This window comes from Streptomyces sp. NPDC101225, from assembly GCF_044767585.1.
Lineage (GTDB): Bacteria > Actinomycetota > Actinomycetes > Streptomycetales > Streptomycetaceae > Streptomyces.
Window position 1 is genome coordinate 410,302 of record NZ_JBIWOE010000004.1, and the last position, 20,277, is coordinate 430,578.

At 72.6% G+C, this 20,277-nt stretch carries 15 protein-coding genes; 12 read left to right on the top strand and 3 right to left on the bottom strand.

The genetic code is table 11. The features are described 5' to 3' along the window. Positions 1 to 57 precede the first annotated feature (57 nt). Positions 58 to 3,693 (top strand): glycosyltransferase, encoded by a 3,636-nt coding sequence (locus ACIRPX_RS08685; RefSeq protein WP_404190205.1) that lies wholly within the window; start codon positions 58 to 60, stop codon positions 3,691 to 3,693. Next, a complete protein-coding gene (locus tag ACIRPX_RS08690; protein ID WP_404190207.1) occupies positions 3,690 to 5,225 on the top strand; it encodes a DUF5719 family protein in 1,536 nt (511 codons plus the stop codon). The genes ACIRPX_RS08685 and ACIRPX_RS08690 overlap by 4 nt, the downstream gene beginning before the upstream one ends. Before the next feature lie 65 nt (positions 5,226 to 5,290). On the opposite strand, the gene ACIRPX_RS08695 is transcribed toward ACIRPX_RS08690, so the two are convergent. Continuing rightward, positions 5,291 to 5,740, bottom strand: coding sequence for a metallopeptidase family protein (locus ACIRPX_RS08695; protein ID WP_384267198.1), 450 nt, complete (start codon positions 5,738 to 5,740; stop codon positions 5,291 to 5,293). 249 nt (positions 5,741 to 5,989) lie between these two features. Between ACIRPX_RS08695 and ACIRPX_RS08700 the strand changes: the two genes are divergently transcribed. The 7 genes from ACIRPX_RS08700 to ACIRPX_RS08730 all read left to right on the top strand — a co-directional run bounded on the left by ACIRPX_RS08700 (position 5,990) and on the right by ACIRPX_RS08730 (position 13,802). After that, entirely contained in the window at positions 5,990 to 6,457 is a 468-nt protein-coding gene (locus ACIRPX_RS08700) for a DUF3499 domain-containing protein (protein ID WP_404190210.1), read from the top strand. A 154-nt stretch (positions 6,458 to 6,611) separates the two neighbouring features. Beyond that, complete coding sequence (locus tag ACIRPX_RS08705; RefSeq protein WP_404190281.1) at positions 6,612 to 8,228, top strand: L-lactate permease; 1,617 nt, start codon at positions 6,612 to 6,614, stop codon at positions 8,226 to 8,228. Positions 8,229 to 8,377: 149 nt separating this feature from the next. Next, positions 8,378 to 9,742 carry a phosphomannomutase/phosphoglucomutase gene (locus tag ACIRPX_RS08710; RefSeq protein WP_404190213.1) on the top strand — a complete coding sequence of 455 codons (1,365 nt, stop codon included), beginning with the start codon at positions 8,378 to 8,380 and terminating at the stop codon, positions 9,740 to 9,742. A 164-nt stretch (positions 9,743 to 9,906) separates the two neighbouring features. Next, complete coding sequence (locus tag ACIRPX_RS08715) at positions 9,907 to 10,077, top strand: Trm112 family protein (RefSeq protein WP_016436309.1); 171 nt, start codon at positions 9,907 to 9,909, stop codon at positions 10,075 to 10,077. Positions 10,078 to 10,176: 99 nt separating this feature from the next. Next, entirely contained in the window at positions 10,177 to 11,307 is a 1,131-nt protein-coding gene (locus tag ACIRPX_RS08720; protein WP_404190216.1) for an SIS domain-containing protein, read from the top strand. Positions 11,308 to 11,535: 228 nt separating this feature from the next. Continuing rightward, the gene (gene manA / locus ACIRPX_RS08725) at positions 11,536 to 12,687 is read left to right on the top strand and encodes a mannose-6-phosphate isomerase, class I (RefSeq protein WP_404190218.1); all 1,152 of its coding nucleotides are present in this window, start codon (positions 11,536 to 11,538) and stop codon (positions 12,685 to 12,687) included. Between the two features lie 134 nt (positions 12,688 to 12,821). Continuing rightward, positions 12,822 to 13,802, top strand: coding sequence for a cation diffusion facilitator family transporter (locus ACIRPX_RS08730; RefSeq protein ID WP_404190220.1), 981 nt, complete (start codon positions 12,822 to 12,824; stop codon positions 13,800 to 13,802). 55 nt (positions 13,803 to 13,857) lie between these two features. Here the strand turns inward: ACIRPX_RS08730 and lepB are convergent, their stop codons facing one another. Next, positions 13,858 to 14,526 carry a signal peptidase I gene (gene lepB, locus ACIRPX_RS08735; protein WP_404190223.1) on the bottom strand — a complete coding sequence of 223 codons (669 nt, stop codon included), beginning with the start codon at positions 14,524 to 14,526 and terminating at the stop codon, positions 13,858 to 13,860. A gap of 845 nt (positions 14,527 to 15,371) precedes the next feature. On the opposite strand from lepB, the gene ahcY reads away from it, so the two are divergent. Both ahcY and ACIRPX_RS08745 read left to right on the top strand, forming a co-directional pair. Continuing rightward, the gene (gene ahcY, locus ACIRPX_RS08740; RefSeq protein ID WP_404190225.1) at positions 15,372 to 16,829 is read left to right on the top strand and encodes an adenosylhomocysteinase; all 1,458 of its coding nucleotides are present in this window, start codon (positions 15,372 to 15,374) and stop codon (positions 16,827 to 16,829) included. Positions 16,830 to 16,979: 150 nt separating this feature from the next. Next, positions 16,980 to 17,594 (top strand): hypothetical protein, encoded by a 615-nt coding sequence (locus tag ACIRPX_RS08745; RefSeq protein WP_404190228.1) that lies wholly within the window; start codon positions 16,980 to 16,982, stop codon positions 17,592 to 17,594. A gap of 24 nt (positions 17,595 to 17,618) precedes the next feature. Here the strand turns inward: ACIRPX_RS08745 and ACIRPX_RS08750 are convergent, their stop codons facing one another. Next, on the bottom strand, positions 17,619 to 18,593 hold the full coding sequence (locus ACIRPX_RS08750; protein ID WP_404190231.1) for an RDD family protein: 975 nt from the start codon (positions 18,591 to 18,593) through the stop codon (positions 17,619 to 17,621). Positions 18,594 to 18,722: 129 nt separating this feature from the next. Here ACIRPX_RS08750 and ACIRPX_RS08755 point away from each other — a divergent pair, with 129 nt between their 5' ends. Further along, positions 18,723 to 19,730 (top strand): stage II sporulation protein M, encoded by a 1,008-nt coding sequence (locus ACIRPX_RS08755; protein WP_404190233.1) that lies wholly within the window; start codon positions 18,723 to 18,725, stop codon positions 19,728 to 19,730. Positions 19,731 to 20,277: the final 547 nt, after the last annotated feature.

Genomic DNA, 20,277 nt, shown 5'->3' on the forward strand with positions numbered 1-20,277 from the left:
GGCCCCCAAGGGGCACAGACGCCCACCGCAGTCCATCGAACCGGGGCCCGTACCTCGATGTCCGTGCACAGCCACACGGCAGCCCAGCAAGGCGTCGCTGCCACTCCAGAGTTCCCGCGTCACGTGGTGACGGCGGTCGTCGTCTCCCACGACGGCGCCCGCTGGCTGCCCGACGTGCTCGCCGGGCTGCTCGGCCAGGAGCGCCCCGTCCAGTCCGTCATGGCGGCCGACACCGGCAGCGCCGACGCCTCCGCGCAGCTGGTCACCGAGGCCCTCGGCGCCGACCACGTCCTGCACCTCGCCCGGCGCACCGGCTTCGGCCAGGCCGTCGAGGAAGCGGCCCGCACCGCCCCCGTGCTGACGCCGGAGGAGCTGCCCTATCTGAAGCGGCCCAGCGGCTGGGACCCGGTCACCCGCTCCTGGCGTGACGACGCCTACGACCTGCCGGAACTGCCGCACGGCGAACCGGTCCAGTGGCTGTGGCTGCTGCACGACGACTGCGCCCCCGAACCCGACGCCCTGGCCGAGCTGCTGCGCGTCGTGGAGAACGAACTCGACCTCGGCCGCGACGACGTGGCCGTGGTGGGCCCCAAGCTCCGCGGCTGGTACGACCGCCGCCAGCTCCTGGAGGTCGGCGTCAGCATCGCCAACTCCGGCCGCCGCTGGACGGGTCTGGACCGCCGGGAGCAGGACCAGGGCCAGCACGACCACGTGCGCACGGTGCTGTCGGTGTCCACCGCCGGCATGCTGATCCGCCGCGACGTCTTCGAACAGCTCGGCGGCTTCGACCGCCGGCTGCCCCTGATGCGTGACGACGTCGACCTGTGCTGGCGCGCGCACGCCGCCGGCCACCGCGTCCTGATCGCACCGGAGGCGGTCGTACGGCACGCCGAGGCGTCCTCCCGCGAGCGCCGCACCGTCGACTGCGTGGGCCGCACCGCCGCCTCCCCGCACAAGGTCGACAAGGCCGGCGCCGTCTACACTCTCCTGGTCAACGCCCGTACGGCCGTGCTGCCCTGGGTGCTGCTGCGCCTGGTGCTCGGCACCCTCCTGCGGACCCTCGCCTACCTCGTCGGCAAGGTCCCCGGACAGGCCGTCGACGAGATCCGCGGCCTGCTCGGCACGCTGCTGCGACCCGAGCGGATCATCGCCGGACGGCGCAGGCGCGGGCGTCCGCAGATCGACAAGGACGAGCTGCGCGCCCTGTTCCCGCCGCCCGGCGCGACCGTGCGGGCCACCGTGGAGCAGGTCGCGGGCAACGTGGTGGGCCGCTCGGACCCCGAAGCGGCCTCCGGCGCCGGACGGCACGGCGGCGCGGTCGAGTCCGGACCCGGCGGCGACGACGCCGAGTTCCTGGAGATCGAGCAGTTCGCCCGCCTCAAGCGCATCGGCCGCAAGCCGGGCCCGATGCTCTTCCTGGTGCTGCTGCTGGTCTCGCTGGTCGCCTGCCGGCAGCTGCTCGGCGGCGGCGCGCTCGCGGGCGGCGCCCTGCTGCCCGCCCCGGCCGACGCCGGCGACCTGTGGTCGCGCTACGCCGACTCCTGGCACGCCGTGGGCGCCGGCGGCACCCCGTCCGCGCCGCCGTACCTGGCGATCGTGGCGATGCTGGCCTCCGTGCTGTTCGGCTCGACCGGGCTCGCGGTCACGGTCCTGCTCGTGTGCTCGGTGCCGCTGGCCGGTTTCACCGCGTACTTCGCCTCCCGCCCGCTCGTCGAGTCGCGCCTGCTGCGCGCGTGGGCGGCCGTCGTCTACGCCTTCCTGCCCGCCGCAACGGGTGCGCTCGCGGGCGGCCGCATCGGCACCGCCGTGCTGGCCGTCCTGCTGCCGCTGATCGCGCGCGCGGGCGTCGCCGCCGCCGGTCTGGCGAACAGCTCGGGCACGCGCGGCAGCTGGCGCGCCACCTGGGCGTACGCCCTGCTCTTGACGGTCACCACGGCGTTCACGCCGGTGGTGTGGCCGATCGCCCTGGTCCTCGGCATCGCCCTGCTGGCGCTGCGCCGCACCGACCTGCCCGCCCGCGGCCTGCGCTTCCTGGCCCAGCTCGGCACCCCGCTGCTGGTCCTCGCGCCCTGGTCGCTGTCGCTGCTGCCGTTCGGCTTCTTCAAGGAGGCCGGGCTCGACTACGGCCCCTCGTCCGCCTCCGCGCTCGACCTGCTCGGCGCGAGCCCCGGAGGCCCGGGCACGGTCAGCGGGCTGATGCTCATCGGCATCGTGCTGGCCGCCCTGGCCGCCCTGTTGCGCTCGGAGCGCCAGTTCGCCGTCTGGACGGCCTGGGCGGCCGCCCTGGTGGGGCTCGTCTTCGCGGTCCTTTCCAACAGGTCGGCGTGGGCCGGTCCCGCGACCCTCGTCTACGGCATCGCCTTGCTGGCCGCCGCCGCCCTCGGCGCCGACGGCGCACGCACGCGCGTGGCCGAGCAGAGCTTCGGCTGGCGCCAGCCGGTGGCCGCGCTGATCGCCTTCGCCTCGGTCGCGGGCCCGCTGCTCCTCGCCTTCGGCTGGATGATCCGCGGCGCCGACGGGCCGGTCGAGCGGCAGGACCCCGTGCAGGTGCCCGCGTTCGTCGCCGAGGAGAGCGGCACGCGTGACCAGGCCCGCACGCTCGTGCTCGACAGCGACTCCGCGGCCCGCGTCGCCTACAGCCTGGTCCGCGGCTCCGGCGCCCGTCTCGGTGACGCGGAGGCCGCCGCGGCGGACGGCGGCAACGGCCGCCTCGACAAGGTCGTCGCCAACCTCGTCGCCGGCTCCGGCGCCGACCAGGCCGACCAGCTGGGCAAGTTCGCCGTCCGGTACGTCCTCGTCCACAAGGGCGCGCCCCGCGACGTCACCCGCGTCCTGGACGCCACCCCCGGCCTGACCCGGCTGAGCCAGCAGGGGGGCAGCGCCCTGTGGCGGGTCGACCAGGAGGTCGCGCGCGCCACCATCGCCTCCGGCTCCGGTACGGCGCTGCCGGTCGCGGCCGGACCGGTCGAGATCCACACCACCGTCCCGTCCGGCGCGGACGGCCGCGTCCTGCGTCTGGCCGACACCGCCGACGAGGGCTGGACGGCCACCCTGGACGGCAGGCCGCTCACCCGCACCACGGTCGACGGCTGGGCCCAGGGCTTCCGCCTCCCGGCGTCCGGCGGCCGGCTGGACGTCACCTTCGACGACCCGATCACCCACACCGCGTGGCTGTGGGCGCAGGGTCTGCTCGCCGTCGTCCTGGTCGTCCTGGCCCTTCCGGGCCGGCGCCGCGACATCGACGACGACCTCCCCGAGGAGCCGGCGGTCCCCGCCGAGGCCATGGCGGGCGAGGGCCGCCGGGCCCGCCGCCTGCGCGCCCAGGCGGAGGCCGAGGAGGCGGCGAGCGCCGAGGAGTTCCCGCCTCCCGCCGAGGAGGAGACACTCGTCGCGATCCCGCAGCAGCAGTCCTACGACGAGTGGGACCCGGCGACCTACGCGGGAGCCGACCACAACGGCTACGGCGAGCAGTACCAGGACGCCCAGCAGTACCCGGCGGGCTACGACCAGGCCTACCAGGCGGACCCGTACCAGAGCGGCCAGTACGACCCCTACGGATACGGCAACGCGCCCCAGGGGACGTACGACCAGACCGCCTACGACCCGTCGTACCAGCAGGGCTACGACCCGGCGTACGACCCGGCGCAGCAGCAGCCGCACGCCCCTGAGCGCCCCGACGGGAGTCAGCAGTGAACCGCACCACCCTCTCCCTGATCGCCGGCACCGCCGCGCTCGCCGCCGTCACGGGATTCGCCGCGCTCGGCGCGCCGGGCGCCTCCGGCGCGGGCCCCGCCAAGGCGGCCGCCGAACTGCCGGTGGAGCGCACCAGCCTGCTCTGCCCGGTGCCCAGCACCTCCGACATCGCCGACACGACATACACGTCGTTCACGCCCGTCACCAAGGGCGCCTCGAGCGGCGGCAAGGGCGAACTGCGGGCCGCCACGGAGCAGTCGGCCGACGCCTCGGGCACCGGCGGCAAGACGGACGGCAAGAAGGGCGGCAAGAAGAAGGCCGGTTCGGCGGGCAAGGCCGCCAAGCCGGTCCTGAGCCCGAAGGTGCCCGGAAAGCCCGTCACCGGCGACACCTCCGGTTCCGACACGCCCGCCTACGTCGGCACCGCCGAGGGCGGGTACGCGCCCGGCTGGACGGTGCAGGAGACCACCGAGGTCGCCGCGGGCAGCGGACGCGGACTCCAGGGGCTCAACTGCAGCGCGCCGGACACCTCGTTCTGGTTCCCGGGCGCCAGCACGGACGCCTCCCGCACCGACTACGTCCACCTGACCAACCCCGACGACTCCGCCGCCGTCGTCGACATCGAGCTCTACGGCAAGGACGGCAGCCTCGACTCCGCGGTCGGGGAGGGCATCACGGTCCCGCCGCACTCCTCCGACCCGGTCCTGCTGTCCACGCTCACCGACGAGAAGCAGACCAACCTCACGGTGCACGTGAACGTCCGCAGCGGGCGGGTGGGCGCCGCCGTGCAGTCCCTCGACGACAAGCTCGGCGGCGACTGGCTGGCCCCGTCCACGGACCCGGCGGGCAGCCTCGTCCTGCCCGGCATCCCCAAGGACGCCACCTCCGTGCGCCTGATCGCGTTCACGCCCGGTGACGCGGACGCGGATCTGAAGGTGCGCCTCGCCTCGCCGTCCGGCCCGATCACCCCGGCCGGGAACGAGACCCTGCATCTGAAGTCGGGCATGACCACCGCCGTCGACCTCGGCCCGGTCACCCGCGGCGAGGCGGGCTCGCTGGTCCTCACGCCGACCGCCGGGTCCGTGCCGGTCGTCGCCGCGGTGCGGGTCGTACGGGGCAAGGGCGCCGACCAGGAGACGGCCTTCATCCCGGCCACGAGCCCGGTGGGCACGCGCGCCACGGCGGCCGACAACAGCGGCAAGGGCTCCACGCTGTCCCTCACGGCCCCCACCCGTACCGCCCGGGTGAAGGTCACCGCCTCCGCGGGCAGCGAGGGCGGCACGGCGGCCTCCAAGACGTACACGATCAAGGCGGGCACCACCCAGGACGTCGACGCCCCGGTCCCGGCCGGCCTCAAGGGCACGTACGCGCTGACCGTCGAGACCCTGTCCGGCGGCCCGGTCTACGGCGCCCGCACCCTGTCGGCCAAGGTGGAGGGTGTCCTGGGCTTCACGGTCCAGACACTGCCGGACGACCGGGGGACGGTCGCGGTACCGCGGGCGGACGAGGATCTGTCGGTGCTGCAGAAGTGACGGCCACGGCGACCGGGGCGGCGGCCCCGACGTGCCGGGCGGGCCGGGCGATCGGCCGGCCCCGCTCAGTCCTCGCCGTAGCGCGGATCCACGGTCTCCGGGGTCAGCCCCAGCAGCTCGGCCACCTGCTCGACGACGACCTCGTGCACGAGCGCCGCGCGCTCGTCCCGGCCCTTCGTGCGGATCTCCACCGGCCGCCGGTACACGACCACCCGCGCCGGCCGTCCCTCCCGGGAGGGAATCGTGCCGCCGAGCGGCACCGCCTCGTCGTTCCAGGCCCTCCCGGGGCCGTCCAGACGCGGCACCTCCAGGACGAGGAAATCGATGTCGGCGAGCTGCGGCCACCGCCGTTCCAGCCGCTCCACGGAGTCCTGCACCAGGTCCGCGAAGGCATCGGCACGGCTCGCGGCGAGCGGCACCTGGGGCGGCGCGATCGGGCCGCGCATGCCCCGGCCGTGGCGATCACGACGGCGGGGCCCGGGGCCGGCGACACGGGGCGGTACGGGGTTGTCCATCACTGACGAAGCGTAGTCCTCGCCGCAGCCGCACGCCGCGCCCCGCACGGCGTGCCGGTCGCCCTCCGGCCACTCGGGGCGGCCTGTCACAGGATGACCATTCCAGCCAAGGTTGGGCTCGATTCCGTATCCTCCGAGACCGGCGATCACGGGGCAAATGACGGTGTTTGTATGGACTGTTGACCGGACGGGGCGTCGCCCGAAGCCCTGCGAATGCGCGTCCTCGCAGGTCAGCCAGGTGATGCTGGGATGGTGTGTGGGGTGATTCACAGTACGACACGGTGGAGTGACCTGGGGGAGAGTCGTCGCGGCCCGCTCAAGAGTGCGGTACCGTCCAACGTCGTGAGCCCTGTACGTCGCTGTTCGCGCACCGCCTGCGGCCGTCCCGCCGTTGCGACGCTGACGTACGTCTACGCCGACTCGACCGCGGTCCTCGGCCCGCTCGCCACCTACGCCGAACCCCACTGCTACGACCTGTGCGCCGAGCACTCCGAGCGCCTCACCGCCCCGCGCGGCTGGGAGGTCGTGCGGCTGCTCGACGGTTCCGCGCCGGCCCGTCCGAGCGGCGACGACCTGGAAGCGCTTGCGAACGCGGTGCGCGAGGCGGCCCGCCCCCAGGAGCGGGCGGCCGGTGCGGGCGGCGGCGGGCGCGGGGCGGACCCGATGGAGGTCGCGCGCCGCGGCCACCTGCGCGTGCTGCGCTCGCCCGACAACTGACCGCGCCCTCCCGGCCGCTCACCCCTCTCTCGTGTGCGTTCCGTGCACGTTTCGCTCAGTGGTGCACAGGCATTGACGCCTCCTTGTCGCGGACACGACCATTCCGTACCGGCGGGAAATCGCTTTCCGCATGCCGGAAGTCCGGGAGGCGCCTGTGTACGTCCAGGAACTGGAACCCGTCGCCGACTCGCTCGGCCTGTCCGCACTCGTCGCGGCCCTGCCCCTGCTGATCGTCCTGGTCCTGCTCGGCGGGGTGCGCATGAAGGCGCACCTGGCGGGCCTGACGGGCCTTCTGGCGGCCGTTCTGGTCGCCTGGCTGGCATACGGCATGCCGCTCGACCAGACGGTCTCCGGCGCCGCCCAGGGGGCCGTGTTCGGCCTCTTCCCCATCCTGTGGATCGTCGTCAACGCCCTGTGGGTGTACCGGATGACCGTCCGCACCCGTCACTTCGACGTCCTGCGGCGCTCCTTCGGGCGGCTGTCCGACGATCCGCGCATCCAGGCGCTCGTGGTCGCGTTCTGCTTCGGCGCGCTCCTGGAGGCCCTCGCGGGATTCGGTGCGCCGGTGGCGATCTGCTCGGTCATGCTCGTCGCGCTCGGCTTCGACCCGGTGCGCGCCGCCGTGGTCTCCCTGGTGGCCAACACCGCGCCGGTGGCGTTCGGCGCGATGGCCACACCGGTGGTGACGCTCGCTCAGGTGACGGGGCTGCCGCTGGACGACGTGGCTTCGGTGGTGGGCCGTCAGACGCCCCTGCTGGCCCTCGTCGTACCGCTCGTCCTGGTCTGGCTGGTGGACGGCTGGCGCGGCCTGCGGGAGGCCTGGCTGCCCGCCCTGGTGTGCGGAGTCGCCTTCGCCGTCGTCCAGTTCGCGGCCTCCAACTACGTCTCCCCGCAACTCGCCGACATCGGCGCCGCCCTGACCGGCGCGGCCGCCCTGGTCGCGGTACCGCACGCGCGCGTGCCCGCCCCCGAGTCCGTACGCGCGTCCGTGCTGACCGGTTCGCGGGACGAGGAGCTGGACCAGGAGGACCCGCGCAGCGAAGTCCTGCGCGCCTACACCCCGTACGCACTGATCGTCGTCGTCTTCTCCGTCGCGCAGATCCCGGCGGTCAAGGACTGGCTGGCCAGGGCGACGCAGACGTACGACTGGCCGTTCCTGGACGTCGCGGGGCCCGACGGGAAGCCCGTCGGCGGCAACGTCTTCACCTGGCCGGTCGTCTCGACGGGCGGCACGCTCGTGCTGATCGCCGGCGTGCTGACGGCCGTCGTGCTCGGCATGCACGCGCGCGTGGCGGCCCGGGAGTGGGTGGCGACCGTGCACGAGCTGCGGTTCGCCATCCTGACCGTGACGTCCGTGCTCGCGCTCGCGTACGTCATGAACCTCTCCGGACAGGCGGGCACCATCGGCCACTTCGTCGCGGCGGCCGGCGCGGGCCTCGCGTTCCTCTCGCCGGTCCTGGGCTGGTTCGGGGTGGCGGTGTCCGGCTCGGACACCTCGTCCAACGCCCTGTTCGGCGCCCTGCAGGTGACCGCCGCGCGCGAGTCCGGCCTGTCTCCCGCGCTCCTGGCCGCGGCCAACAGCTCGGGCGGCGTCCTCGGCAAGATGATCTCTCCGCAGAATCTCACCATCGCGTGCGCGGCCGTGGGCCTCGCGGGCCGCGAGGGGGACCTGCTGCGCAAGGTGCTGCCGTGGAGCCTGGGCCTGCTGCTGGTCATGTGCCTGATCGTGATGGCCCAGAGCTCACCGGTCCTGTCGTGGATGCTGCCCTGACGCCGTCCCGCGCGGCCGGCTCCTCCCCGTCCCGCCCCCGGTCCTGACCTGAGGTTACGTTCCGGGACTCCCCGCGCAGTGCGCGCAGCGCACGGACATCCCGTACGGGTAGTTTGGGGCGACCGACAGGACTTTCAGGAGGGTTGGCCGTGGCTGCTGATCTGTCTCGGATCGTGAAGGCGTACGACGTGCGCGGGGTGGTCCCGGACCAGTGGGACGAGGCGCTGGCCGAACTCTTCGGCGCGGCCTTCGTCCGGGTGACCGCCGCCGGCGCGATCGCGGTCGGCCACGACATGCGGCCCTCCTCGCCCGGCCTCTCGCGCGCCTTCGCGCGCGGGGCGGCCGCGCAGGGGGCCGACGTGACCGAGATCGGCCTGTGCTCGACCGACCAGCTGTACTACGCCTCGGGCGCGCTGGACCTGCCCGGCGCGATGTTCACGGCCTCGCACAACCCCGCGCAGTACAACGGCATCAAGATGTGCCGCGCGGGCGCGGCGCCGGTGGGCCAGGACACGGGCCTGACGCAGATCCGCGAACTGGCCGAGCAGTGGACGGAGTCGGGCGCTCCGCAACCGGCCGCGCGGCCGGGAACGATCACGCGGCGCGACACGTTGCCGGACTACGCGGCCCACCTCCGCTCCCTCGTCGACCTGAGCTCCGTCCGCCCGCTGAAGGTCGTCGTCGACGCGGGCAACGGCATGGGCGGGCACACCGTCCCCACGGTGTTCGAGGGCCTGCCCCTGACCCTCGTCCCGATGTACTTCGAACTCGACGGCACCTTCCCGCACCACGAGGCGAACCCCCTGGACCCGGCGAACCTCGTCGACCTCCAGCGGCGTGTCCGGCAGGAGGGCGCGGACATCGGCCTCGCCTTCGACGGCGACGCGGACCGCTGCTTCGTGATCGACGAGCACGGCGACCCGGTGTCCCCGTCCGTGATCACGGCCCTGGTGGCCGCACGCGAACTGGCGCGCAACGGCGGGCAGGGCGTGGTCATCCACAACCTGATCACGTCGTGGACGGTCCCGGAGGTCGTCCGGGAGCACGGCGGCACCCCGGTCCGCACCCGCGTCGGACACTCCTTCATCAAGGAGCAGATGGCCACCTCGGGCGCGATCTTCGGCGGCGAGCACTCGGCCCACTACTACTTCAAGGACTTCTGGAACGCCGACACGGGCATGCTCGCCGCCCTCCACGTCCTCGCGGCCCTCGGCGGCCAGGCCGGCCCGCTGTCCGCCCTCACCGCCGAGTACGACCGCTACGCCGGCTCCGGCGAGATCAACTCCACCGTCGCCGACCAGGCCGCCCGCCTGGCAGCCGTCAAGGCGGCCTACGGCGCCCGCGAGGACGTCACTCTCGACGAACTCGACGGCCTGACGGTCACCTCCGCCGACTGGTGGTTCAACGTCCGCCCGTCCAACACCGAACCGCTCCTGCGCCTGAACGCGGAGGCCCGCGACGAGGCGACGATGACCAAGATCCGCGACGAGGCGCTGGCGATCATCCGGGCGTGATGTCCGGCCCTCCGCGGGCGCGTTTCCGCGACCCCCCGGCAGCGGAGACCGCCGTCCACAGGCACCACCCCGCCCCGCCCCCCCACGGCGGTACCCTGACCAGGCACATCCGCACGACCGCACGCCGAAGCAAGCGCACGCGAACCCGCTCGAAGGGACACCCCATGCCGCTCGAAGCCGCCCTCCTGGAGATCCTCGCCTGCCCGGCCTGCCACGCTCCCCTCAAGGAGCAGGAGTCCGAGCTGATCTGCACCGGAGCCGACTGCGGCCTGGCCTACCCTGTCCGCGACGGCATCCCCGTCCTGCTCGTGGACGAGGCCCGCCGCCCCGCGTGACGCCGGGCCCCACCACCCGCGCGTGACGCCCCGGGGCACCGACGGCGCCCCTGCGTCGACGCGCACACGAAGACCCCCGGCGATCGGAGGCTGCCGCCCATGCTCGACGAATCGCTGCTCGACGCCCCCGAGGCCCTCGCGGAGTCGGACCGCCGCGGCCTGCTGCGCGGCGCCGCCGAGGCCGGTGCCCGCGTGCGCACGGCCGCGCGCCACGCCGCCGAGGCGGGCGTCGGCGACCTCAAGCCCGACGGCCGTCCCCGCGCCGTCCTCATCGCCGGACCCGGCGCCGCCGCCACCTGCGCCGCCGACCTCCTCGGCACGCTCGCCGGTCCGGGCAGCCCCGTCATCCGGCTCGCCCCCACCGGCGTGGCCCCCGCCGCGGGCGCCCTGCGCTGGGAGCTGCCGGGCTGGGCCGGTTCGGTCGACCTGCTGCTGATCGCCACCCCCGACGGCACCGAGCCGGGTCTGTCCCTGCTCGCCGAAGCCGCCTACCGCCGGGGCTGCACGGTCGTCGCGGTCGCCCCCGTCGGCACCCCGCTCACGGAGGCGGTGGACGGCGCCCACGGCCTGTTCGTACCGATGGCGACGGCGCCGTACGAACTCGACGAGGAGGAGCTGGCCGCATCCGCCCCCGGCGTGCTGTGGGCGCTGCTCACGCCCCTGCTCGCCCTCCTGGACCGCACCGGGCTGCTGAGCGCGCCGCCGGACGCCGTCGAGAAGGTCGCCGACCGCCTCGACCAGATCGCCGAACGCTGCGGTCCCGCCATCGCGACCTACAGCAACCCCGCCAAGACGCTCGCCGCCGAACTCACCGACTCGCTGCCGGTGGTGTGGACCGAGGGGGTCTCGGCCGGCCCCGCGGGCCGCCGGTTCGCCGCCGCCCTGGCGGAGCTCTCCGGCCGCCCGGCGGTCGTCGCCGAACTCCCCGAGGCGCTCGCCGCGCACAGCGCCCTGCTGGCCGGCCCGCTCGCCGCCAGCGCCGACCCGGACGACTTCTTCCGCGACCGGGTGGACGAGGCGCCCGCGCTGCACGCGCGTGTGGTGCTGCTGCGCGACCGCCCCATCGGCGGCCTCACCGCGGCCCCCGCCGCCCGCGACCTGGCCCTCAGCCACGACACACCGATCAGCGAACTGGAGCCGGAACCGGGCGCCGAGCTGGAGACCCTCGCCGAACTGATCGCCATCACGGATTTCGCCGCCGTTTACCTGGCGCTCGCCTCGGGCGCCTGATCTTGACGCCGACCCCCTGACCGCCGTACGCCACATGAGGACGAGCACGTCCGCGGACCAGGACGTACGCAGACGAGCACGTGCGCCACACGAGCACGACGAGCACGTGCGCCACACGAGCACGACGCGTACACACGGCACGCGAAGACGAGGCGCCGTCCGTACCGGGACGTCGTCCGCACCGAGAAGCCGTCCGCCCCGAGAACCGGCAGAAAGAACCGCATCCGCATGGACCGCCTGGACAACACCATCCGCCCCTACGCCTGGGGCTCCGCCACCGCCATCCCCGCCCTCCTCGGCGTCGAACCGAGCGGTGAACCGCAGGCGGAGATGTGGATGGGCGCCCATCCGGGCGCACCCTCACGCACCGCGCGCGGCACGCTCGCCGAGGTCGTCGACGCGGACCCGAAGAAGGAGCTCGGCCCGGCGGCCGTCGCCAAGTTCGGTCCCCGGCTGCCCTTCCTGCTCAAGATCCTCGCCGCGGGCGCCCCGCTCTCCCTCCAGGTCCACCCCGACCTGGCGCAGGCCAAGGAGGGGTACGAGGACGAGGAGCGCCGCGGCATCCCCGTGGACGCCCCCTACCGCAACTACAAGGACGCCAACCACAAGCCCGAACTGATCTGCGCCCTCACCGAGTTCGACGGCCTGTGCGGCTTCCGCGACCCGCTCGGGGCGGCCGGCCTGCTGGCCGGCCTCGGCGTGGACTCCCTCAAGCCGTACGTCGACCTGCTGCACGCCCACCCCGAGGACGCCGCCCTGCGCGAGGTCCTCACGGCGGTCCTCACCGCCGACCCCGAGGAGATGCACCGCACGGTCACCGCCGCCGCCTCCGCCTGCACCCGCCTGGGCGGCGCGTACGCCCCCTACGCGGACATCGCCCACCACTACCCGGGCGACCCCGGCGTCATCGCCGCCATGCTCCTCAACCACGTGCGCCTGCAGCCCGGTGAGGCCCTCTTCCTCGGCGCCGGCATCCCGCACGCGTACCTGAACGGCCTCGGCGTCGAGATCATGGCCAACTCCGACAACGTCTTGCGTTGCGGCCTGACGCCCAAGCACGTCGACGTCCCCGAACTCCTGCGCGTCGTCCGCTTCGAGGCGGGCGACCCCGGCGTGCTGCGCCCCGAGGCGGCACCGGACGGGGAGGAGGTCTACGAGACGCCGATCGACGAGTTCCGGCTGTCGCGGTACGTCCTCCCCGAAGGCGGAAGCACCCACGACCTCACCCGCGACACCCCGCAGATCCTGCTGTGCACGGCCGGTACGGTGCGGGCGGACGGGCACGAACTGCGCCCCGGCCATTCGGTCTTCGTCCCGGCGGGCGAGCGGGCCGAAGTCTCCGGAGCGGGCACGATCTACCGTGCCACTGTGATCGTATGACCGGGGGTGTGGACACCTGAGACGCCGTCGCAGAGGCGGGCTGCAAGAATGACCCACCGGCAAAGGACGGGCAAAAGCCGCGGGCGAGGGCCCGGCCGGCGCAGGGCACGTAGGCGAAGGGACATCGCGAACACATGAGCGCGTCAGGCGGCAGCAAAGCGATCGTGGCGGCACTCGGCGCCAACCTCGCGATCGCGGTATCGAAGTTCGTTGCGTTCGCGTTCAGCGGTTCGTCGTCGATGCTCGCCGAGGGCGTCCACTCGCTCGCCGACTCCGGCAACCAGTTCCTGCTGCTGATCGGCGGAAAGAAGGCCGAGCGGGAGGCGACCCCGCAACACCCCTTCGGCTACGGCCGCGAGCGCTACATCTACGCCTTCCTCGTCTCCATCGTCCTGTTCTCCGTCGGCGGCATGTTCGCCATCTACGAGGGCTACGAGAAGATCCGCCACCCGCACGCGGTGGAGCACTGGTACTGGCCGGTGGGCGTCCTGGTCTTCGCGGTCGTCGCCGAGGGCTTCTCCTTCAGAACGGCCATCAAGGAGTCGAACGAACTGCGGGGCAAGCTCTCCTGGTCGCAGTTCATCCGCCGAGCCAAGGCCCCCGAGCTGCCCGTCGTCCTGCTGGAGGACTTCGGCGCGCTCATCGGTCTGGTGCTCGCCCTCTGCGGCGTGGGCCTCGCGCTGCTCACCGGTGACGGCGTCTGGGACGGCATCGGCACGGTCTGCATCGGTGTCCTGCTCGTCATGATCGCGCTCGTCCTCGCCTCCGAGACCAAGTCCCTCCTGCTCGGTGAGTCCGCGGGCGTGGAGGAGGTCAGGAAGATCGAGGACGCCATCGTAGACGGCGACACGGTCACCGGCATCATCCACATGCGCACGCTCCACCTCGGCCCGGAGGAACTGCTGATCGCCGCCAAGATCGCCGTCCAGCACGACGACACGGCCGCCGAGGTCGCCTCCGCCATCAACGCCGCCGAGACACGCATCCGCACTTCCGTCCCGATCGCACGCGTCATCTACCTCGAACCGGACATCTACAGCGAGGCGGAGGCCGCCAAGGGCCCGGACCGCGAGGCGACGCCGGGCGGCCCGGCGCCGCACCCCGCCGGTCACTGACACCGCCGCGCAGCACGGGCGAAGGGGCCCGGCGATCGCTCGGCGGGCCCCTGCGTCACACCTGCACGGCCCAGGGCGGGGGAGGAGGCACGACCACCCGCTTGCGCACGGCCACGGCCGCGATGCCCAGCCCGAGCCCGGTGAGCGCCGCCAGCAGCCCGGCCAGGGCGGCCAACCCGAGCAACTTCAGCCCGGTGTAGTCGTCCGTCACCCGTCCCTCGACCGCGCTCACCGGCACCGTCCCGCCGTGGTCGTCGGCGAAGAACCGCGAGTCCCTCGAGTTCGTCCGGTGATCACCGAGCATGAAGAGCCGCCCCTTCGGCACCTTCACGTCGTACGGCCGGTGCATGCCGTCGGCGATCCCGTCCGACACGTACGGCTCGTCGAGCGGCTTGCCGTTCACCAGCAGCCGCTCGTCGTCGCCTTCCCCCGTGCAGCAGACGACGTGGTCGCCGCCCACGCCGATCACACGCTGCAGGACGCCGGCGCCCGCATAGCGATCCGGCGCCGTGTAGAGCACCACGTCGCCCCGCCGCACCCCGGTCCCGTCCATCCGCTCGTACACCAGGCGCTGCCCCTGGGTGTAGGTCGGCGACATGCTCTCGCTGGCCACGGTCGTCCCGTGGTAGCCGGTCCAGGCGCTCGCGAGCGCGACGATCACCGTCACCAGCCCCAGAGGCCCCAGCACCCCCGCCCATATGCCCAGCTTGCGGGCCTTGCTCATCACCACTCCCTCCCCACGCGGAACCTCCGCGCCGCGCAGAGGCTAGCGGCCCGCAGTGAACCGCCGGCCCGGGGCCCGCACCCCGCACGGACGCGGTGCCCGCACCGTTGCGGCCTGTCGCGAAAGCCCCGCCTGCCCGGCGGAGTCCGGCGCGCACTCCCGCCGCACCTGACACAGACCCGCATACGTCCGCCGCGAAGGTCCGCACCCGGCACGCCACTCACCGCGCCCGGCACCGCAACGACCGGCCCGCCGGCCCGGGGCCCGCACCCCGCACGGACGCGGTCCCCGCACTGTCGCGGCCTGTTGCGAAAGCCCCGCCTGCCCGGCGGAGCCCGGCGCACACTCCCGCCGCACCTGACACAGACCCGCATACGTTCGCCGCGAAGGTCCGCACCCGGCACGCCACTCACCGCGCCCGGCACCGCAACGACCGGCCCGCCGCGCGGGACCGCGTCCCGCACGCCCGCGGTGCCCGCGACCCCACCGGCCACCTCGCCGCCGAGCGGACCGGCCGGATGACCTGGGCGAGACGCGCCGCCCCGGCGGGATCGCGCCCCGGAACCCTCCCGGTCCCCACCCGCCGTGGACAGTGATCGGTGGGCTGCGTTCGGAGGCGGACTGGGGGAGGCCGGGCCGACCGGTGTAGCTTGGATGGGAGCCAGACGTCGCTGCTGATGGCGGTCGGGCGGTCCCACCGCGGACCGGCCGAGGGAGAGAGGGCCTCCGACGGACTGCGCTGCGCGTACGCGGGCATGCCCAGTGTCCTCTTCGGGCACCCCTGTGTGCTCCGCCGTGCAGACCAGCCGTACCCACCTCGTCCCAACCCCGAGGAGCAGCTCGCAATGACGACTGTCGACAGCCGACAGGACTTCAAGGTCGCCGATCTCTCGCTGGCCGAGTTCGGCCGCAAGGAGATCACCCTCGCCGAGCACGAGATGCCCGGCCTGATGACGATCCGCAAGGAGTACGCCGAGGCCCAGCCGCTGGCCGGCGCCCGCATCACCGGCTCCCTGCACATGACCGTGCAGACCGCCGTCCTCATCGAGACCCTGGCCGCCCTGGGCGCGCAGGTCCGCTGGGCGTCCTGCAACATCTTCTCCACCCAGGACCACGCGGCCGCCGCCATCGCCGTCGGCCCGAACGGCACCCCCGACAACCCCCAGGGCATCCCGGTCTTCGCCTGGAAGGGCGAGACCCTGGAGGAGTACTGGTGGTGCACCGAGCAGGCGCTGACCTGGCCGGGCACCGCCACCGGCGGCCCGAACATGATCCTCGACGACGGCGGTGACGCCACCCTCCTCGTCCACAAGGGCGTCGAGTACGAGAAGGACGGCAAGGTCCCCTCCGTCGACACCGCCGAGTCCGACGAGCACCGCGTCATCCTCGAGCTCCTGCACCGCACCATCACGGACGGCTCGCAGAAGTGGACCCAGCTCGCCTCCGAGATCCGCGGCGTGACCGAGGAGACCACCACCGGCGTGCACCGCCTGTACGAGATGCAGCGCGACGGCGTCCTCCTCTTCCCGGCGATCAACGTGAACGACGCCGTCACCAAATCGAAGTTCGACAACAAGTACGGCTGCCGCCACTCCCTGATCGACGGCATCAACCGCGCCACCGACGTCCTCATCGGCGGCAAGACCGCGGTCGTCTGCGGTTACGGCGACGTGGGCAAGGGCTGCGCGGAGTCCCTGCGCGGACAGGGCGCCCGCGTGGTCATCACCGAGATCGACCCCATCTGCGCCCTCCAGGCGGCGATGGACGGCTACCAGGTCACGACGCTCGACGAGGTCATCGACAAGGCCGACATCTTCGTCACCACGACCGGCAACAAGGACATCATCATGGCCTCCGACATGGCCAAGATGAAGCACCAGGCCATCGTCGGGAACATCGGCCACTTCGACAACGAGATCGACATGGCCGGCCTCGCCAAGATCCCCGGCATCGTCAAGGACGAGGTCAAGCCCCAGGTGCACACCTGGACCTTCGCCGACGGCAAGGTGCTCATCGTGCTGTCCGAGGGCCGCCTGCTGAACCTGGGCAACGCCACCGGTCACCCGTCGTTCGTGATGTCCAACTCCTTCGCGGACCAGACCCTGGCCCAGATCGAGCTGTTCACCAAGCCCGACGAGTACCCGACCGACGTCTACGTGCTGCCCAAGCACCTCGACGAGAAGGTCGCCCGCCTCCACCTGGACTCGCTCGGCGTGAAGCTGACCACGCTCCGCCCCGAGCAGGCCGCGTACATCGGCGTGCAGGTCGAGGGCCCGTACAAGTCGGACCACTACCGCTACTGAGCGGCCTGGACCAGCCCATGGTGAGCGCGTCGGTGCGCTGACACGCTCACCGGCGGCCGTTCCTCCGAGGCAGGCCCCCGCACCCCCGTGCCGGGGGCCTGCCCCTTTGGCCGCTGCGGCCGGACCACCCCGTCAAGACCCAGGACCCTCATGCCCCGCGGCCGATATTCGCTTCACGATCCGCACGATCACACCCCCCTCGCGGAAGAACACTTCCACTGCGCGCCCGGCCCCTCAGGCTGGCGCTACGTGTCCCAGCTCACCGACCCGTCAGGCGGCCACGCCGGCTCGGTCGACCTCGCCCTCGACGATCTCGGCCGCCCCATCCGCCTCGAACTGCACGCCATGGACTGGCAGGTCCGTGGCGCCGTCCTCGACGGTGTCACCTGGGTCCGTACCGACCCGACCGGGGCTCATGCCACCGAAGGCAACGTGCGCGCCCACGCCTTCACCGGCACATCCCCCGCGTTCCTCGTCGCCACTGCCCGTCTCCTGCGCCTCACCCCCTCCGCCACGGCAACCCGCGTACGCCTCGTCGCCTTCACGGACCCCGTCCTCGCCCCGCGCACCGTGGACCAGTCCTGGGCCTTGGTGAACAGAGAAGCACACGCCACTGACAACGCCCCGCTGACCGTCGACGAGTACCAGGTCACAGCCCTGGACACGGGCGAGCAGCACGTCGTGCACATCGCCGGCGACGTGGTCCTCGCGGCGCCCGGCATCGAGTTGGAAGACCTCGAATCCCCGCCGTCCGCGTTCGCCTGAGGGCCGCCGACCGAGACGTACGGGCTACGCGGGCGGCACGAACCCGCCCGACCCGCTGCCGCCGGGCTCTTCACCGGCGGGCGGGACGGACGGCGGCACGTCCTGGGCGGCGGCCGGAGCCGTCCGCCCGACGGGAGCGGCCGGCGCCGCCGGAGCAGACCAGACCGGAGGCCCGTAGGAACCCGGCGCACCTGCCGGCGGCGCGGCACCCGCAGGCTGTCCGCCGGGAGCCGGCCCCACGGCCGCCGATCCGTTCGCGACGGCCCGCCGGACCTCCCTGGCCTGCCGCTCCTGCATCACGGCAGCCAGATACGCCGCCGGCGGAATGCCCTGCGGAACCGGCGTCCCCGTACGAGCCGCGAGATCCGAGGCGAGCCGCTCCGCCATCGCCCAGCCCACCTGGGGGTCCAGCTGCTGCATACGCGTCAGGTACTGACGTACGGCGAGCCACAGCCCGTCGGGAACCGCGGACAGGTCAAGCTGGGAGAACCGCCCGGCCAGCCAGGGAGGCGGAGGAGGCAGGAAGCCTGTCCGCGCCACGGGAATCCTCTCCCGTACGACGAGGGTCCCCGCGAACACATCGCCGAGCCGCCGTCCGCGAGCCGACACGAGCGACGCGATACAGGCGATGACCCCGAACGTCATCAGGATCTCGACGACGCCTATCCCGCCCCGCACCAGCGCATGACGGAAACGGATCGGACCGCCGTCGTCCCGTACCACCCGCAGCCCGCACGCCATCTTCCCCAGGGACCGCCCATGGCTGAGCGTCTCGACCGCGATGGGTCCGCCCACCAGCACCAGGACGAAGCTCGCGATGGACACCGCGATCTGCGCCGCGTCGTCCAGCGACGCCGTCGAAGCGACGAGAGCGATGGTCAGGACGATGTAGACGACCACGGCCACGGCCAGGTCGAGCAATACCGCGAGTGCCCTGCTGGGCAATCTCGCCGGGCGCAACTCCAGCGCCACCGCCTCGCCCGTCACCAGCTCGCTCACGCCCGTCGTCCTTCCCCTGGCCTGCCCTTCGAACGATCAGTCTGCCAAGCTGAGGGCGCATCGCGCCCCAGTACGACAAGCTGAATCCACGACGCGCCGCCGACGAACAGCCGAGGAGCAGGCAGACCGATGGACCTCGACGTCTTCGTCACCACCCACCGGGCCGAGTGGGACCGCCTCGACGCGCTCCTCAAGCGTCAGCGCCGGCTCAGTGGAGCGGAGGCCGACGAACTCGTCGCGCTCTACCAGCGAACGGCCACGCACCTCTCACTGATCCAGTCCAGCGCCCCCGACCCTCAGCTGACGGGACGCCTCAGCCAGCTCGTGGCACGCGCGCGCAGTGCCGTGACAGGCGCCCGACGGGCCTCCTGGCGCGATGTCACGCGGTTCCTGACGCACGGCTTCCCCGCAGCGGTCTACCGGTCGCGCCGCTGGTGGGTGCCCACCGCGCTCCTGTCCACCGTCGTCGCGATCGTGCTGGGCTGGTGGATAGGTACGCACCCCGAGGTGCAGGCCACCATCGCCGCCCCCGGTGAACTGCGTGAACTCACCCGCCCCGGCGGCCAGTACGAGACGTACTACTCGAGCCACCCGGCGGCGTCCTTCGCCGCCCAGGTCTGGACGAACAACGCCTGGGCCGCCGCCCAGTGCCTGATCCTGGGAGTCTTCCTCGGCCTGCCGGTCCTCTGGATCCTCTTCCAGAACATGCTCAACCTGGGAGTCGGCTTCGGCCTGATGTCCTCGGCCGGCCGACTCGACACCTTCCTCGGCCTGGTCCTCCCGCACGGGCTGCTCGAACTGACCGCGGTCTTCGTCGCCGCCGGCACCGGACTCCGCCTCGGCTGGACCCTCGTGGACCCAGGCCCACGTTCCCGGCGTACCGCTCTCGCGGAGGAAGGCCGCGCAGCGATCGGCATGGCGATCGGGCTCGCGCTCGTCCTCTTCGTCTCGGGTGCCATCGAAGGCTTCGTCACCCCGTCCGGCCTGCCCACCTGGGCCCGCATAGGCATCGGCGTCACCGTGGAGGTCGCCTTCCTCGCCTACGTCTTCGTCCTGGGCGGCCGAGCGGCCCGAGGCGGTGAGACGGGCGACGTCGAGGCGGCGGAGCGCAGCGCCACCGTGCCGACGGCCGCCTGATGTGCGTACACACCTGTTGAGCTGTTAGTCTCTTCTTCGCCCCGCAAGAGCCGTTGACACGGCGCTGGCGGGGAGGTAGATTCGAACAGTTGCCTGGAACTGGGTTTCACCCGGTCGGCAACGGTGAGTGTCTGTCAGCTTCTCGGAAACTTCGATTCCCAAGAAGCCCCTCCCGATCACATCGGAAATGAGCGGCCGGTCAGTCCGGCTCGAAACTTCTGATAAAGTCGGGTCTGCCGGAAAGGGAAACGCGAAAGCGGATACCTGGAAAGCACCGAGGAAATCGGATCGGAAAAGGATCTGATAGAGTCGGAAACACCGAAGGGAAGCGCCCGGAGGAAAGCCCGAGAGGGTGAGTACGAAGGAAGCGTCCGTTCCTTGAGAACTCAACAGCGTGCCAAAAGTCAACGCCAGATATGTTGATACCCCGTCCGTCGGTCCTGTGATGGTCTGATGGTCGAGGTTCCTTTGAAGAAATACACAGCGAGGACGCTGTGAACGGCCGGGGTTATTCCTCCTGGCTGTTCCGCTCTCGTGTGTGTCGCCC